Here is a 13473-nt window from a genome sequence, read left to right on the forward strand (position 1 = left end):
GCGTTCGTCCTGAGCCAGGATCAAACTCTCCGTGAATGCTTACCGGATATCCGGTGACACTCGCGTTGAGCGGCACAGCCAGGCGGAATAAGCCCAGCCGTGCACAGCGTCCTCGCTGTGTTGTTGCCTACCCGCCCCGAAGGACCGGCAGGACTTTCAAAGGAACCGCGTCCCGACCAGAAGGCCAGGGACGGGGTATTTTATAGTCTGGCGTTGACTTTTGGCACGCTGTTGAGTTCTCAAGGAACGGACGCTTCCTTTGTACTCACCCTCTCGGGCTTTCCTCCGGGCGCTTCCCTTCGGTATTTCGTGTTCCGACTCTATCAGATCCTTTTTCGTGCCGTTCCCGGCTGGAATTTTGTTTCCGATCCCCGTCGGCGGGGTGTTCACTACTTTAGCGGCTTTCCCGTGCGGCTCCTAATCGAGCCGATCGATGCCATATTTCGGCACAGCGAAATATGACCCCGATCCGGGGTGGTCCTCGTCAGTAGTGGTTGTGCCGCCCACCGGTCCGCGCACAAGGCGCCGTCCGTCTCAAGCGGCTCGGGCTACGTTAGGTCTTCCGCGGCCCGGAGTCAAGCACCGTTCCTACGCGCCCCTCTTGCCCCGGTGGCGCGGCACATGTGCGCGGTAGGGACTGACCGTCGGGTCGCCGTCCGCCCAGAAGCGCCATGGGTGTGTCGCGCCCTCGCCGCCCACGCCCGTGCGGGGGCCGCTGCGCAGTCGGCCGGGGTGGATCGGATGGCCCGTGAGGAGGGACAGCGGTGCGTCGGGGCCCGCGCAGAGGTCGACGCCGTTGAGGCCGCGGTCGACGTCGAGCGCCGTGGCCAGGCGCGCCGGGCCCTGGGCGAGCTCGCGGTCCTTCCCTGCCTTCGGGCGCCGCTCGCGGGCGAGCTCCGCACCTTTGATCACCTCGCCGGCCCGCAGCAGGACACCGCTCGCCGTGCCCTCCGGGCCGCAGACGAGGTTGAGGCTGAACCACATGCCGTAGATGAAATAGACGTACGCATGACCCGGGGGTCCGAACATCGCGGCATTCCGCTCGGTACGGCCGCGGTAGGCGTGCGATCCGGGGTCCGCCTGGCCCGCGTATGCCTCGACCTCCGTGATGCGGAGCTCGATCGGTCCGGCCGGGCTGGTCCGGACGAGGGTGCGGCCGAGCAGGTCGGGGGCGACCTCCAGCACGGGACGGTCGAAGAAGTGCCGGGCGATTGGCATACGGTCAGGCGCGGCGATCATGCTGATCGAGCGTACTGGAAGGGCCCGTGGCACGGGCGGGTCCGGGGAGGAAGAAGAGGGGCATGGGGTTCAAGAAGCTGCTGGCGAGTCTGGGGGCCGGGGGCGCTTCGGTCGAGACGGTGCTGTTCGAGGAGAACGTCCTCCCCGGCGGGGTCGTCCAGGGCGAGGTGCGGATCGAGGGCGGCTCGGTCGCGCAGCGGATCCAGGGGCTGTCGGTGGGACTCCAGGCCCGGGTGGAGGTCGAGGGCGGGGAGGAGGAGTACAAGAAGGACGTCGAATTCACCCGCGTGCAGCTGGGCGGCGCCTTCGAGGTGCAGGCCGGGGCGGTGCACGTGGTGCCGTTCGGGCTGGAGGTGCCCTGGGAGACGCCGGTGACGAACTTCCTGGGGCGGCACCTGACGGGGATGCGGGTCGGTGTCACCACTCATCTGGCGATCGCGCGGGCCGTGGACTCCAGTGACCTGGACCCGGTGCACGTGCATCCGCTCCCCGCTCAGCAGGCGATCCTCGACGCGTTCGGCCGGCTGGGCTTCGCGTTCAAGAGCGCGGATCTGGAGCAGGGCCATATCTCCGGGACGCGGCAGCGGCTGCCGTTCTATCAGGAGATCGAGTTCCGGGTGCCCTCGCAGTACCGCGGCCTGGAGGAGGTCGAGCTGTCGTTCGTCGCGGACGACCGCGCGATGGACGTGGTGCTGGAGATGGACAAGAAGCCGGGGCTGTTCAGCTCGGGCAGTGACACGTACCGCTCGTTCACCGTCGACCTGTCGTCGTACGGGCAGACGGACTGGGCGGCCTACCTCCACCAGTGGCTCGCGGAGGTCGGCGGCCGGCGCAACTGGTTCTGACCGGGCCACTGCCCGCCGTACGGGCTCCGTACGGCGGGCGCGAGGTCAGCCGAGCAGGACAGCCAGGGGGGATTCGCGGTCGGCCCAGTAGTCGACGGCGTCGCCGAGGACCGCCTCCGCCGTGCGGGCGTCCTTGGGTGCTGCCTCGCGGAAGGCGTCCCAGCCCTCCGCGAAGAGGAGGTAGCCGCGGGCCTTGCTCTCGTCACGCCACCAGGAGAGGTCCGTCAGGCAGTCGGCGAGGGCGTCCCAGTTGCGGCCGAACCACTGGGGGAAGTCGAGGGCGGTCGCGCAGCGGTCGAGGAATCCGGCCTTGCCCGTCACTCCGCCCAGCGGCACGGTGGCCGTCCGCCAGTCGGCCTCGGCGGCGAGCGCGATGACGTGGGAAGCGGTCTCGGTGGGGGGCAGCCGGTAGAGGCCCGGGGGGACGGTGCCGATGAAGAGGCCGGTGAGGCCGGGTGCGGGCAGCGGGCCGGTCATGGTTTTACCACCGCTTCGAAGGTCTCGTAGTGGTCGCCGGTGTAGAAGCGCTCGGCGTGGTTCCCGGTGATGATGCGGCGCGCGCCGCGGGTGCGGGAGCCGGGGGTGGGGACGGTGTACTCGTGGTAGTAACCGCGGGCCTGCTTCGGGAGCCGGTTCTCGTAGTTGCCGAAGACGGTGCCGTCCTTGTCGTACGGGAAGGGGCCGCCCTTGTCGATGAGTTCGAGGGTCTTGCGGGCCTCGGCGGGCAGCCGGTCCGGGGTGATCGTCCGCATGCCCTTCGCCCAGGCGGGAGACCCGGCGGAGCCCGGCGTGCTGCGCGCCGGGCTCGCGGTGGAGGTCGTCTTCCCGCTCTTGTGGCCGCCGGACGAGCAGGCGGGCAGCAGGAGCAGGGGCAGGGCGGCGAGGAGGGCGGTCAGCGCGCGCAGGGCGCGCCCGGCCGGTCGTCGGCGGTGGTGGTGAAGAAGCTGTCGGAGCACACTCCGTATGGTCGCAGCCCGCGCGGGCGGTGGCTGGTTAGGCTGGCGGCTCATCGTCCGCGCGTACAAGGAGGCACCGAAGTGCCCGAGCAGAAGCGACCGCCGCTCCCCCATGAATTCCACCCGCCGGTGGCCTCGTTCACGGTGGTGAGCGATGATCTGACGCCTGGTGGGACGCTGGGCGACGCCCAGGTCCTCTCCGGCGGAAACCTCTCGCCGCAGCTGCGCTGGGAGGGGTTCCCGGAGGGCACGAAGAGCTTCGCCGTGACGTGCTTCGACCCCGACGCGCCGACCGGCAGCGGCTTCTGGCACTGGGTGCTGTTCGACATCCCGCTGTCGGTGACGGAGCTGCCCGCCGGGGTGGCGAGCGGTGAGCTGAAGGGCCTGCCCGAGGGCGCCGTCCATGTGCGCAACGACTACGGCACGCGGGACTTCGGCGGCGCCGCTCCGCCGCCCGGCGACGGTCCGCACCGCTATGTGTTCACGGTCTACGCGGTGGACAAGGAGAAGCTGGGCCCGGACGCCGACGCCTCGCCCGCGGTCGTGGGCTTCAACCTGCGCTTCCACACCCTGGGCCGGGCGCAGTTGATCGGTGAGTACGAGGAGCCGGCCGCCGGCTGAGGCCCGTACATGGCGGGGGCCGACCGGAAAATCCGTTGCGCCCCGCCGCCCCGGATCGCACAGTGGTGCATGGCTGACGGCTCCGCATGGCCGTCGGACAGTGGACACCGCAGTGGCGGGGGCGGCGGGGCGCGCGTGCGCGCCGGCCGTCTGCCGGAGTCCGGCATCGCGCCGGGCGGCCGCGTCCGCTGTCGTACGCTCCGGGCCCTGTGACACACGGGGGAAGGGTCCGGAGCGTTCCCCCCTCTTTCCCCGCTCTCCCTCCGCTCTTCAACTCCCTTTCACCGCACCGAAATTACGTTGTCCCCCGATCTGTCCAGGGGCACAGTTGAGCCATCTTTGCCGCTGGGGCGGGGACGGGCCGGGAGGTGTGCGATGCGGGAGACGTTGGTGCTCAATGCGAGCTTCGAGCCGTTGGCGACGGTGTCGCTGCGGCGTGCGGTGGTGCTCGTGCTCCAGGGCAAGGCCGTGGTCGAGCAGGCGAGGCCCGGGCGGCGGGTGCGGGCGTCGGCGGTCGAGGTGCCGGTGCCTCAGGTGATCAGGCTCTGCCGGTACGTAAGGGTGCCGTTCCGAAGACGGGCTCCGTGGTCGCGGCGCGGGGTGCTGGTGCGGGACAGGCACCGGTGCGCGTACTGCGGCCGGCGGGCGACGACGGTGGACCACGTGGTGCCGCGCTCGCGCGGGGGCGAGGACAGCTGGCTGAACACGGTCGCGGCGTGCGCTGAGGACAACCACCGCAAGGCGGACCGTACGCCGGAGCAAGCGGGGATGCGGTTGCTGGCGCCGCCGTTCGAGCCGACTCCGGCGGACGCGCTCGTGCTCGCGCTGGGGGCGCGGGAGGGGCTGCCCGAGTGGCTGGCGGGGCAGGTGGCGGTGTCCGCCTGAGCGGTGGTGGGGGCCGGGGCCTGTGCCCCGGCCCCCACCGCTTTCGTCAGTGCTTCAGCAGCATCTGCACGATGGCCACGACGCCGACCACGACGATGACGCCGCGCAGCGCGGTGGGCGGCAGGCTGCGCCCGATCCTGGCGCCCAGCTGGCCGCCGAGGGTGGAGCCGGCGGCGATGAGCAGCACGGCAGTCCAGTCGAAGTCGGCGACGCAGAGGAAGAAGAGCGCGGCGACGCCGTTGACGACGACGGCGAGGACGTTCTTGAGGGCGTTGACGCGCTGGAGGTCGTCGCGGAGCAGCAGGCCCATCAGGGAGAGGTAGAGGACGCCCTGGGCCGCGCCGAAGTAGCCGCCGTAGGCGCTGGCCAGCAGGAGGCCGAGGAGGAGGGCGATGCCGCCGTCGGTGGGGGCGTCGGTGGTGCCGTTGCGTTCGCGGCGGCGGGCGAGTGCCCTGGCGAGCCGGGGCTGGAGGACGACGAGGATCAGTGCGAGGCCGATGAGGGCGGGCACGATCGCGTCGAAGGCGCTGGAGGGGAGCGCGAGGAGCAGGATCGCGCCGGTGAGGCCGCCGGTCAGGGCCGTGACGCCGAAGCGGAGGACGCGGCGGCGCTGGCCGCGCAGTTCGCGGCGGTAGCCGATGGCGCCACTGATGTTGCCGCTGACGAGGCCGAGGGTGTTGGAGACGTTCGCGGTGATCGGGGGGAGTCCGACGGCGAGGAGCACCGGGAAGGTGAAGAGGGTGCCGGAGCCGACGATGGTGTTGATCGTGCCCGCGCCGATGCCTGCGGCAAGGATCGCGAGTGCTTCCCAGATGGACAAGGCCATCTCCTTCATGGTCAGTGTGTCGCCTCCCCGCCCTGAGGGGGTCGAGGGGCCTTACTGATCATGCAGGAAGGGTCCGGCGCCGGTCGAGGGCCGCACGGAACTCGCGCGGTGAACGGCGTCAGTCGATGGGCGGCTGCTCCCGGCGCGGGGTCTCCTTGGTGGTCTTGGGGCCCTGGCCGCCGCCGGAGCGCGAGGGGCCCATGGGACCGAAGTTCCCGACGGCACCGCTCAGGCCCTTGAGGGCGTCGCCGATCTCGCTGGGCACGATCCAGAGCTTGTTGGCGTCGCCCTCGGCGATCTTCGGGAGCATCTGGAGGTACTGGTAGGAGAGCAGCTTCTCGTCGGGGTCGCCGGCGTGGATGGACTCGAAGACCGTACGGATCGCCTGGGCCTCGCCCTCGGCGCGCAGGGCGGCGGCCTTGGCCTCGCCCTCGGCGCGGAGGATCGCGGACTGCTTCTCGCCCTCGGCGGTCAGGATCTGGGACTGCCGGATGCCCTCGGCGGTGAGGATGGCGGCGCGCTTGTCACGGTCGGCGCGCATCTGCTTCTCCATCGAGTCCTGGATGGAGGTGGGCGGCTCGATGGCCTTGAGCTCCACGCGGTTGACGCGGATGCCCCACTTGCCGGTGGCCTCGTCGAGCACGCCGCGCAGGGCCGCGTTGATCTCCTCGCGGGAGGTGAGGGTCCGCTCCAGGTCCATGCCACCGATGATGTTGCGCAGGGTGGTGACGGTGAGCTGCTCGATGGCCTGGATGAAGCTGGAGACCTCGTACGTCGCGGCGCGCGCGTCGGTCACCTGGTAGTAGATGACGGTGTCGATGTTGACGACGAGGTTGTCCTGGGTGATCACCGGCTGCGGCGGGAACGGCACGACCTGCTCGCGGAGGTCGATGCGGTTGCGGATGGAGTCGATGAAGGGGACGACGATGTTCAGGCCGGCGTTGAGGGTCCGGGTGTAGCGGCCGAAGCGCTCGACGATGGCGGCGCTGGCCTGTGGGATCACCTGGACCGTCTTCATGAGGGCGATGAAGACGAGCACCACCAAGATGATCAGGACGATGATGATCGGTTCCATCGTGGCTCCCCGTGCCTGTCGGTGTTGATCTCTTCGGAGAAGTCTTTCAGAACGCGGCGCCGCCGTGCAGGCGATGAGGGCATATCAAGCCGTGCGCGGCTCGTTTCCGGGCGTGCCCCGTCGTGGTGCGGGGGCGGTCGGCGGCGGTCACAGCACGAGGGCCGTCGCGCCGTCGATCTCGACGACGTCCACCTGCTGGCCCGTCTCGTAGCTGCGCTCGGCGTCGTAGGAGCGCGCGGACCAGATCTCGCCGGCGAGCTTGATGCGGCCGCCGTTGCCGTCGACCCGCTCCAGGACGATCGCCTGCCGGCCCTTCAGGGCGTCGACACCGGTCTCCAGGGCGGGGCGCTGGGAGCGGTGGCGGTTGGCGATCGGGCGGACGACGGCGATGAGGGCGACCGAGACGACGGCGAAGACGATGAACTGGCTGACGGCGCCGCCCCCGAGGCGGTCGGTGACGGCGGCGGCCACGGCTCCGACGGCGAGCATGCCGAACTCGGGCATCGCGGTGACGACGAGCGGAATGCCCAGTCCGACGGCGGCGACCAGCCACCACACCCATGTGTCCACGTGTTCATGGTAGGCGTGGCGGCGGCCGCCGGACAGTGCGCGGGGACGGGCGCGCGGTGCGGCGGGGGGTCAGGAGAGGGGCAGGCCCTGGGCCGTCCAGCGCTGTCCCTGGCGCTCGACGACCAGCGGGAGGCCGAAGCAGTGGGAGAGGTTGCGGGAGGTGAGCTCGAGCTCGACGGGGCCCGCGGCGAGCACCTTGCCCTGACGGATCATCAGGACGTGGGTAAAGCCCGGGGGGATCTCCTCGACGTGGTGGGTGACCATGAGCATCGAGGGCGCGAGGGGGTCGCGGGCGAGGCGGCCGAGGCGGCGCACGAGGTCCTCGCGGCCACCCAGGTCGAGGCCCGCGGCGGGCTCGTCGAGGAGCAGCAGCTCGGGGTCGGTCATCATCGCGCGGGCGATGAGGGTGCGCTTGCGCTCGCCCTCGGAGAGGGTGCCGAACTTCCGGTCCAGGAACTCGGTCATGCCGAGGACGTCGAGGAAGGCGCGGGCGCGCTGCTCGTCGACCTCCTCGTAGTCCTCCTGCCAGGTGGCCGTCATGCCGTACGCGGCGGTGAGGACCGTCTGCAGGACGGTCTGGCTGCGCGGCAGCTTGTCGGCGAGGGCGATGCCGGCCACGCCGATGCGGGGGCGGAGCTCGAAGACGTCGACCGCGCCGAGCTTCTCCCCCAGGACCTTGACGGTGCCCGTGGTGGGGAAGAGATAGCTGGAGGCGACATTGAGGAGGGTGGTCTTGCCGGCGCCGTTGGGGCCGAGGATGACCCAGCGCTCCCCTTCCTTGACCGACCAGGAGACCTGGTCCACCAGAGCCCGGCCCTCGCGGACCACGGATACGTCCACCAGTTCCAGCACTTCGCTCATGAGCGCGTTGTCTCCCATTGCAGTGTCGTCGTCGCTTGCGCCTGTAAGGCGAAGCCCCCAGGGACAGCCCCCAGGGAAGAACTTACGCCACCCGTTGTCGGTGCCGGTCCTTAGGCTGGGGCCATGCTCGACGAACACCGCTCAGGACGGCTCACTGCGTGGGGAAATGCCCTCATTGCCGGATTCACCTCTCCCGACGAAGCCGCGCACAGGATCACGGGTGACGACGCCGTGCACCGCGTCACAGGACTGCCCGGGGAGCCCGGCCCGGTCGGTCTGACCCTGGCCCTCGGCCGGCTCCGCGCGCTCGGGGCGACGGGGCTGCGCCTCGCGCTGCCGGTGCCCGGCCATCCGCTGGGGCTCAGCGGGCCGCCGGAGTTCAACGCGCGGGCCCTGGAGGCCGAGGAGGCCGTGCTCGCCTGCGGCACCGCCCTGGGCCTGGTGCCGGAGGTCCACGAGGCGGGCCCGGCCGGCGATGTGCACGTGGAGGTGGTGTGGCACTGCCTGCCCGTGCGTGAGGCGCCGCCCGCGGACGTGCCCTCGCTCGGCGAGGCCGAGCGGGAGCTGGCGGAGGCGCTGCGCGACGCGACCGAGTTGCTCACCCGGCTGGACGTGGCGGGCTCCGGCCCGGTGGCCCAGGCGGCGCTGGAGGCGTACCGCGCGCGGGCCGAGCGGGGCCGCGAGGTGCTCGCCCCGGGTTATCCGCCGCGTGCGGTGCGGGTGCTGGAGCTGGCGCAGCGGGTGGGTGCGCTGATCGCGATCGCGTACGAGCCGGGCGACGGCGGGGGCCGCGAGCACGGCGGCGCGGTCAGCGCCTCCGAGATGACGGCACGGGCGCAGGCGCTGCGGCCGGTGGAACGGGTCGCCCGCCGGGCCCAGGTGGCGGCGTACAACGCGATGGTCGAACAGCGGGCCTAGGCCCCGGGCACAGCGGAAAGGCCCCGCGGGGATCGCGGGGCCTTGTCCAAGCCCTGAGTCGGCGCGCCTCGGATCAGGAGTTGACGCAGGTGTTGCCGAACGTCGGGTTCAGGATCGCGAGCAGGATGTCGATGGAGTTGCCGCAGACGTTGAGCGGCACCTGCACCGGGATCTGGATGACGTTGCCGGAGACGATGCCGGGCGAACCCTTGGCGACGCCGTCGGCGAAGGAGCCGTCGAAGTCATGGGCGCCCGCGGCGCCGACGGAGGCGCCGAGCGCCATGCCTGCCGCGGCCAGGACGAGGGCGGCCTTCTTGGCACTGTTCATAGAGGGTCTTCCTTCTGCTGATGTCCTTGACGACCCCAGCCGCGGGGTCGCGTAGATATGAACGCCAGCGCACCGCCGACGGCACGGCCATCGGCGGCGTTTGCCCTCATTCGGACGAGTGATCACCCCCGTCTGCCCGGGCCCCGCTTACGCGGAGCCGGGCAGACGGCGCGTCCACTACTTGTTGACGCAGAGGTTCCCGGCCGCCGGGTTCATCACACCCACCACGTTGATGGTGTTGCCGCACAGGTTCGTGGCGACCTCGACCGGCACCTGGAGGACGTTGCCCGAGACGACACCGGGCGAGTTCTTGGCCTCACCCTCGGCCTGGTGGGCGGAGGCCGCACCCGCGCCCACGAGCGCGAGACCGCCGACGGCGATGGTGACAGCAGCGGCCTTCTTCATGTTCTTCACTCTTCTGATGACCTTCCTGGAGCGTTGCCACGGCCAGCCGCCGCGGTACGCCATGGAAAACGGGTCACGGACGGTCAGGTTGCGGGGCCAGGTCGACCACCACACGACCGTATGAATCTCTGATCTGAAGACGACGTTCCGGTTACCGCCGATCAGGCTCCGATGCCATGTCGGACCGCCCACAGGGCCGCCTGGGTGCGGTCGGCGAGGTCCAGCTTCATCAGGATGTTCGACACGTGGGTCTTGACAGTCTTCTCCGACAGGACGAGGGCGCGGGCGATCTCCCGGTTGGACCGGCCGTCGGCGATCAGGGCGAGCACCTCCCGCTCGCGCTCGGTGAGCGCGTTGCCCCTCCCCTGGCCGTTGCCCGCCTCCTCCTGGGACAGCAGGGCGCCCGCCACCTCGGGCTGGAGCAGGACGTGCCCGGCGTGCACGGACCTGATCGCGCCGGCGAGGGCGTCGGGGTCCACGTCCTTGTAGACGTAGCCCGCCGCACCGGCCCGCAGGGCGGGGATCACGGTGCGCTGCTCGGTGAAGCTGGTGACGATCAGCACCCGGGCGGGGTTGTCGAGCTCCCGGAGCCTGCGGAGCGCCTCGATGCCGTCGGTGCCGGGCATCTTCACGTCCATGAGGACGACGTCGGGGCGCAGCTCCTCGGCCCGCTCGACGCCCTCGGCACCGTCGGCGGCCTCCCCGACCACCTCGATGTCGTCCTGGACCTCCAGGAACGTCCGCAGGCCCCGGCGGACCACCTGGTGGTCGTCGACCAGCAGCACCCGGATCCGGAGCGGTTCCTCAGCCACCTGGCACCTCCATCTCGATCGCGGTGCCCTTCCCGGGCGCCGAGGTAACGGTCAGACTGCCGCCGACACCGGCCGCCCGGTCCCGCATGGAGACGAGTCCGAGGTGGCGGCCCGCCCGGCGGACGGTGCCGGGCTCGAAGCCGCAGCCGTCGTCGGTGACGCACAGCCCGGCGCCCTGGCCCACGCGCGTGAGGGTGACGTCCACGTGCTCGGCGCCGGAGTGCCGCAGGGCGTTGTGCAGGGCCTCCTGGGCGACGCGCAGCAGCGCCTCCTCCTGGGCGGCAGGCAGGGCCCGTACGCCGTGGGAGGCGAAGGTGACGCGGGCGGTGTGGGCCCGGTCCAGGACCTGGATCTGGGTGCGCAGGGTGGCGACGAGGCCGTCCTCGTCGAGGCCGGCGGGGCGCAGCTCCACCACGGCGGAGCGCAGCTCGTCGGCGGCCTCGGCGGCGAGCCGGGCCACCTCGTGGAGCTCGTCCTTGGCCCGTGCGGGGTCGCGGTCGACGAGCGCGGTGGCGGCCTGGGCGGTCAGGCGCAGGGAGAAGAGCTTCTGGGCCACGGCGTCGTGCAGCTCGTGGGCGAGGCGGGCGCGCTCCCCGGCGATGGTGAGCTCGCGGCTGCGTTCGTAGAGGCGGGCGTTGGTGAGGGCTATGGCGGCGTGCTGGGCGAGGACGCCGAGGAGCTCCTCGTCCTCACTGGTGAAGGCACAGCCGCCGGCCGGCTTGGGGCATCTCTTGTTGGCGAGGAAGAGGGCGCCGAGGATCTCCTCGCCGTCGGCGACGGGCATGCCGATGAAGTCGCTCATGTCGGGGTGGGCCTCGGGCCAGCCCTCGAAGCGGGGGTCCTCGCGGACGTCGCCGAGGCGCTGCGGGGTGGCGTCGTGGAGCATCGAGGCGAGGATGCCGTGCTGCCGGGGCAGCGGGCCGATGGCCTTCCACTGCTCCTCACTGACGCCGTCGACGACGAACTGCGCGAAGCCGCCGTGGTCGTCCGGTACGCCGAGCGCGGCGTATTCGGCGTCCAGGAGTTCGCGTGCGGAGACGACGATCGTCTTGAGGACGTCGTGCACCTGGAGGTGTCTGCTCATGGCGAGGAGCGCGGTGCTCACGGCGGTGAGGCCGGAGCGTGGGCCGGTGGTCATGTGGTCACGGTACCGAGGTGGGTGGGAGGGCGTATCGGGCCGTCGGAGGCCCGGGCCCCGGACCGGCGGCCTAGGTCGGAGGTCCTGAGCCGCCCCGCCCCGGCCCCCGGGCGGACGAGTTCCGCGATGTGCCCCTCACGGACGGCCGCCGCGGACCAGACTCGGAACATGTCTATACCAACGACACAGTGGACACCGACCCACGGCGATCCCTACCGGCCGGTGCCCTACCGCCCCGAGCGGATGCCCGCCGCCGAGTCCCTGGCCCGCGCCGCCGAGCTGCGCGAGCGGATGGACGGGCGCAGGACCGTACGGCAGTTCTCCCCGGACCCGGTGCCGGAGCAGGTGGTCAGGGACGCGATCGCGTGCGCGGCCACCGCGCCCTCCGGGGCGCACCAGCAGCCGTGGACGTTCGTCCTGGTGAAGGACCCCGAGGTGCGGCGGCGGATCCGCGCGGCCGCCGAGGAGGAGGAACGGATCTCCTACGACGGGCGGCTGGGCGAGGAGTGGCTGGCGGCGCTGCGGCCGCTGGGCACGGACGAGGTCAAGCCGCATCTGACGGACGCGCCCGCCCTGATCGTCGTCTTCCAGCAGCGGTACTGGCTGGGTGAGGGCGGCGACAAGCGCAAGCACTACTACGTGGACGAGTCGGTGGGCATCGCCGTCGGGATGCTGCTGTCGGCGCTGCACCTGTCGGGTCTCGCGGCCCTGGTGCACACGCCCAGCCCGATGCGGTTCCTGTCCGAGGTGCTTAGGCGGCCGGTGAACGAGAAGGCGTTTGCGGTGATCCCGGTCGGGTATCCGGCCACGGACTGCGAAGTGCCGGACCTGGTCCGCAAGAGCCTGGACCAGGTGCTGGTGGAGATCTGAGCAAACGATCACATACGCAAAGCACCAGGATGCTCACACCGGGTGAGGCGGAGCCGCCCCCGGTGTGAGCCCCGGCATAGGACACAGATCACCTACGACCTCGGCTAGTGGACGTGTAAGGCCGCCGTAAGCGGGTAGCCGGGGCTGTTCCGCCCTGTTCCGGCACCCCCGCGCGAGCCCCTCCGCAACGAAGCCGGGTAGTACGTCACACCTTTGCCACAGCATTTTGCGGCCGCTAACAATTGCCCAGTCGCAGGGCGCCGTCGATCGAGACGCGGCGCTCATTTCAACGCGCCGATCCGGGCCACTGCGACTCAAGCGATTGGAAGAGGTTCAGCTCAGCATGCGCTCCCCCATCTCCGGCTATAGCCGTCTGACGAAGGTCCACAAGCTCTCCGCCGCCGGCGTCGCCGCAGCGGGTGTCGCAGCCCTGGCGTTCGCCGCCGTCCCCGGTGGCTCGGCCGACGCCGGCACCCAGTCCATCGCGGTCAAGCCCGTCGCCTGGAGCGCCTCCGCCCTCGGCGTGCAGGACCAGCAGGAGCAGCTCGGCAAGCAGTCGGACACCGCCGCCAAGCTGGCGAAGAGCGAGGCGGAGGCCAAGCGGAAGGCCGAGGCCGACGCCAAGGCGAAGGCCGACAAGGAGCGCGCCGACAAGGAGGCCGCGAGCCGTTCCGAGGAGCGCAAGTCGATCGAGGCCGCCCCGGCCCCGGCTCCCGCGAAGAAGACCTACGCGAACAACCTCGACGGCTGGATCAACGAGGCGCTCGACATCATGCGCGCCAAGGGCATCCCCGGCAGCTACGACGGCATCAAGCGCAACATCATGCGCGAGTCGACGGGCAACCCCCAGGCCATCAACAACTGGGACTCCAACGCCGCCGCGGGCATCCCCTCCAAGGGCCTGCTCCAGGTGATCGACCCGACCTTCAAGGCGTACCACGTCGAGGGCACCTCCTGGGACATCTACGACCCGGTCGCCAACATCACCGCCGCCTGCAACTACGCGGCCAAGGTGTACGGCTCGATGGACAACGTCAACTCCGCCTACTGAGCGGCCTCGACGGACAGCAGATACGCCGAAGGGCGGCACCCGGTCCGGGTGCCGCCCTTCGGCGTATCTGCGC

The 13473-nt window shown here is 71.0% G+C and carries 17 protein-coding genes; 6 read left to right on the forward strand and 11 right to left on the reverse strand.

The features are described 5' to 3' along the window. Positions 1 to 588: 588 nt before the first annotated feature. On the reverse strand, positions 589 to 1239 hold the full coding sequence (locus ACFY1P_RS22730) for a DNA-3-methyladenine glycosylase (RefSeq protein WP_390751716.1): 651 nt from the start codon (positions 1237 to 1239) through the stop codon (positions 589 to 591). Between the two features lie 62 nt (positions 1240 to 1301). Here ACFY1P_RS22730 and ACFY1P_RS22735 point away from each other — a divergent pair, with 62 nt between their 5' ends. Further along, positions 1302 to 2084 carry a sporulation protein gene (locus tag ACFY1P_RS22735; protein ID WP_361531892.1) on the forward strand — a complete coding sequence of 261 codons (783 nt, stop codon included), beginning with the start codon at positions 1302 to 1304 and terminating at the stop codon, positions 2082 to 2084. A 45-nt stretch (positions 2085 to 2129) separates the two neighbouring features. On the opposite strand, the gene ACFY1P_RS22740 is transcribed toward ACFY1P_RS22735, so the two are convergent. Continuing rightward, positions 2130 to 2561: a barstar family protein gene (locus ACFY1P_RS22740; RefSeq protein WP_390751717.1), complete on the reverse strand. Its 432-nt coding sequence runs from the start codon at positions 2559 to 2561 to the stop codon at positions 2130 to 2132. Beyond that, on the reverse strand, positions 2558 to 3040 hold the full coding sequence (locus ACFY1P_RS22745) for a ribonuclease domain-containing protein (RefSeq protein ID WP_390751718.1): 483 nt from the start codon (positions 3038 to 3040) through the stop codon (positions 2558 to 2560). Before ACFY1P_RS22745 ends, ACFY1P_RS22740 begins: the two co-directional genes overlap by 4 nt. Before the next feature lie 81 nt (positions 3041 to 3121). Between ACFY1P_RS22745 and ACFY1P_RS22750 the strand changes: the two genes are divergently transcribed. Further along, positions 3122 to 3661: a YbhB/YbcL family Raf kinase inhibitor-like protein gene (locus tag ACFY1P_RS22750; RefSeq protein WP_361531901.1), complete on the forward strand. Its 540-nt coding sequence runs from the start codon at positions 3122 to 3124 to the stop codon at positions 3659 to 3661. 375 nt (positions 3662 to 4036) lie between these two features. Then, a complete protein-coding gene (locus ACFY1P_RS22755) occupies positions 4037 to 4546 on the forward strand; it encodes an HNH endonuclease (protein ID WP_361531904.1) in 510 nt (169 codons plus the stop codon). Positions 4547 to 4592: 46 nt separating this feature from the next. On the opposite strand, the gene ACFY1P_RS22760 is transcribed toward ACFY1P_RS22755, so the two are convergent. The 4 genes from ACFY1P_RS22760 to ACFY1P_RS22775 form a co-directional block, all read right to left on the reverse strand. Further along, a complete protein-coding gene (locus tag ACFY1P_RS22760; RefSeq protein WP_390751719.1) occupies positions 4593 to 5366 on the reverse strand; it encodes a sulfite exporter TauE/SafE family protein in 774 nt (257 codons plus the stop codon). A gap of 124 nt (positions 5367 to 5490) precedes the next feature. Continuing rightward, positions 5491 to 6447: an SPFH domain-containing protein gene (locus tag ACFY1P_RS22765; protein WP_361531910.1), complete on the reverse strand. Its 957-nt coding sequence runs from the start codon at positions 6445 to 6447 to the stop codon at positions 5491 to 5493. 147 nt (positions 6448 to 6594) lie between these two features. After that, entirely contained in the window at positions 6595 to 7017 is a 423-nt protein-coding gene (locus tag ACFY1P_RS22770) for an NfeD family protein (RefSeq protein WP_361531913.1), read from the reverse strand. Positions 7018 to 7086: 69 nt separating this feature from the next. Then, positions 7087 to 7878 carry an ABC transporter ATP-binding protein gene (locus ACFY1P_RS22775; RefSeq protein ID WP_361531916.1) on the reverse strand — a complete coding sequence of 264 codons (792 nt, stop codon included), beginning with the start codon at positions 7876 to 7878 and terminating at the stop codon, positions 7087 to 7089. A gap of 123 nt (positions 7879 to 8001) precedes the next feature. On the opposite strand from ACFY1P_RS22775, the gene ACFY1P_RS22780 reads away from it, so the two are divergent. Then, positions 8002 to 8796 carry a hypothetical protein gene (locus ACFY1P_RS22780; RefSeq protein ID WP_361531919.1) on the forward strand — a complete coding sequence of 265 codons (795 nt, stop codon included), beginning with the start codon at positions 8002 to 8004 and terminating at the stop codon, positions 8794 to 8796. Between the two features lie 73 nt (positions 8797 to 8869). Here the strand turns inward: ACFY1P_RS22780 and ACFY1P_RS22785 are convergent, their stop codons facing one another. The 4 genes from ACFY1P_RS22785 to ACFY1P_RS22800 all read right to left on the reverse strand — a co-directional run bounded on the left by ACFY1P_RS22785 (position 8870) and on the right by ACFY1P_RS22800 (position 11479). Next, positions 8870 to 9124: a chaplin gene (locus ACFY1P_RS22785; protein ID WP_361531922.1), complete on the reverse strand. Its 255-nt coding sequence runs from the start codon at positions 9122 to 9124 to the stop codon at positions 8870 to 8872. A 177-nt stretch (positions 9125 to 9301) separates the two neighbouring features. Continuing rightward, the gene (locus tag ACFY1P_RS22790) at positions 9302 to 9538 is read right to left on the reverse strand and encodes a chaplin (protein ID WP_390751720.1); all 237 of its coding nucleotides are present in this window, start codon (positions 9536 to 9538) and stop codon (positions 9302 to 9304) included. Between the two features lie 152 nt (positions 9539 to 9690). Beyond that, entirely contained in the window at positions 9691 to 10341 is a 651-nt protein-coding gene (locus ACFY1P_RS22795) for a response regulator transcription factor (RefSeq protein ID WP_361531928.1), read from the reverse strand. Continuing rightward, a complete protein-coding gene (locus ACFY1P_RS22800) occupies positions 10334 to 11479 on the reverse strand; it encodes a GAF domain-containing sensor histidine kinase (protein WP_361531931.1) in 1146 nt (381 codons plus the stop codon). The genes ACFY1P_RS22795 and ACFY1P_RS22800 overlap by 8 nt, the downstream gene beginning before the upstream one ends. A gap of 168 nt (positions 11480 to 11647) precedes the next feature. Between ACFY1P_RS22800 and ACFY1P_RS22805 the strand changes: the two genes are divergently transcribed. Beyond that, on the forward strand, positions 11648 to 12349 hold the full coding sequence (locus ACFY1P_RS22805; RefSeq protein ID WP_361531934.1) for a nitroreductase family protein: 702 nt from the start codon (positions 11648 to 11650) through the stop codon (positions 12347 to 12349). A 343-nt stretch (positions 12350 to 12692) separates the two neighbouring features. After that, positions 12693 to 13400, forward strand: coding sequence for a transglycosylase SLT domain-containing protein (locus ACFY1P_RS22810; RefSeq protein WP_361531937.1), 708 nt, complete (start codon positions 12693 to 12695; stop codon positions 13398 to 13400). Positions 13401 to 13473: the final 73 nt, after the last annotated feature.

This window comes from Streptomyces sp. NPDC001407, from assembly GCF_042895325.1.
Lineage (GTDB): Bacteria > Actinomycetota > Actinomycetes > Streptomycetales > Streptomycetaceae > Streptomyces.

Excerpts from the sequence above, each read along its gene's own strand:
- ACFY1P_RS22765 (WP_361531910.1), bottom strand. The coding sequence starts at position 6,447 with ATGGAACCGATCATCATCGTCCTGATCATCTTGGTGGTGCTCGTCTTC.
- ACFY1P_RS22740 (WP_390751717.1), bottom strand. The coding sequence starts at position 2,561 with ATGACCGGCCCGCTGCCCGCACCCGGCCTCACCGGCCTCTTCATCGGC.
- ACFY1P_RS22735 (WP_361531892.1), top strand. The coding sequence starts at position 1,302 with ATGGGGTTCAAGAAGCTGCTGGCGAGTCTGGGGGCCGGGGGCGCTTCG.
- ACFY1P_RS22810 (WP_361531937.1), top strand. The coding sequence starts at position 12,693 with ATGCGCTCCCCCATCTCCGGCTATAGCCGTCTGACGAAGGTCCACAAG.
- ACFY1P_RS22755 (WP_361531904.1), top strand. The coding sequence starts at position 4,037 with ATGCGGGAGACGTTGGTGCTCAATGCGAGCTTCGAGCCGTTGGCGACG.
- ACFY1P_RS22730 (WP_390751716.1), bottom strand. The coding sequence starts at position 1,239 with ATGATCGCCGCGCCTGACCGTATGCCAATCGCCCGGCACTTCTTCGAC.
- ACFY1P_RS22775 (WP_361531916.1), bottom strand. The coding sequence starts at position 7,878 with ATGAGCGAAGTGCTGGAACTGGTGGACGTATCCGTGGTCCGCGAGGGC.
- ACFY1P_RS22800 (WP_361531931.1), bottom strand. The coding sequence starts at position 11,479 with ATGACCACCGGCCCACGCTCCGGCCTCACCGCCGTGAGCACCGCGCTC.
- ACFY1P_RS22780 (WP_361531919.1), top strand. The coding sequence starts at position 8,002 with ATGCTCGACGAACACCGCTCAGGACGGCTCACTGCGTGGGGAAATGCC.
- ACFY1P_RS22785 (WP_361531922.1), bottom strand. The coding sequence starts at position 9,124 with ATGAACAGTGCCAAGAAGGCCGCCCTCGTCCTGGCCGCGGCAGGCATG.
- ACFY1P_RS22805 (WP_361531934.1), top strand. The coding sequence starts at position 11,648 with ATGTCTATACCAACGACACAGTGGACACCGACCCACGGCGATCCCTAC.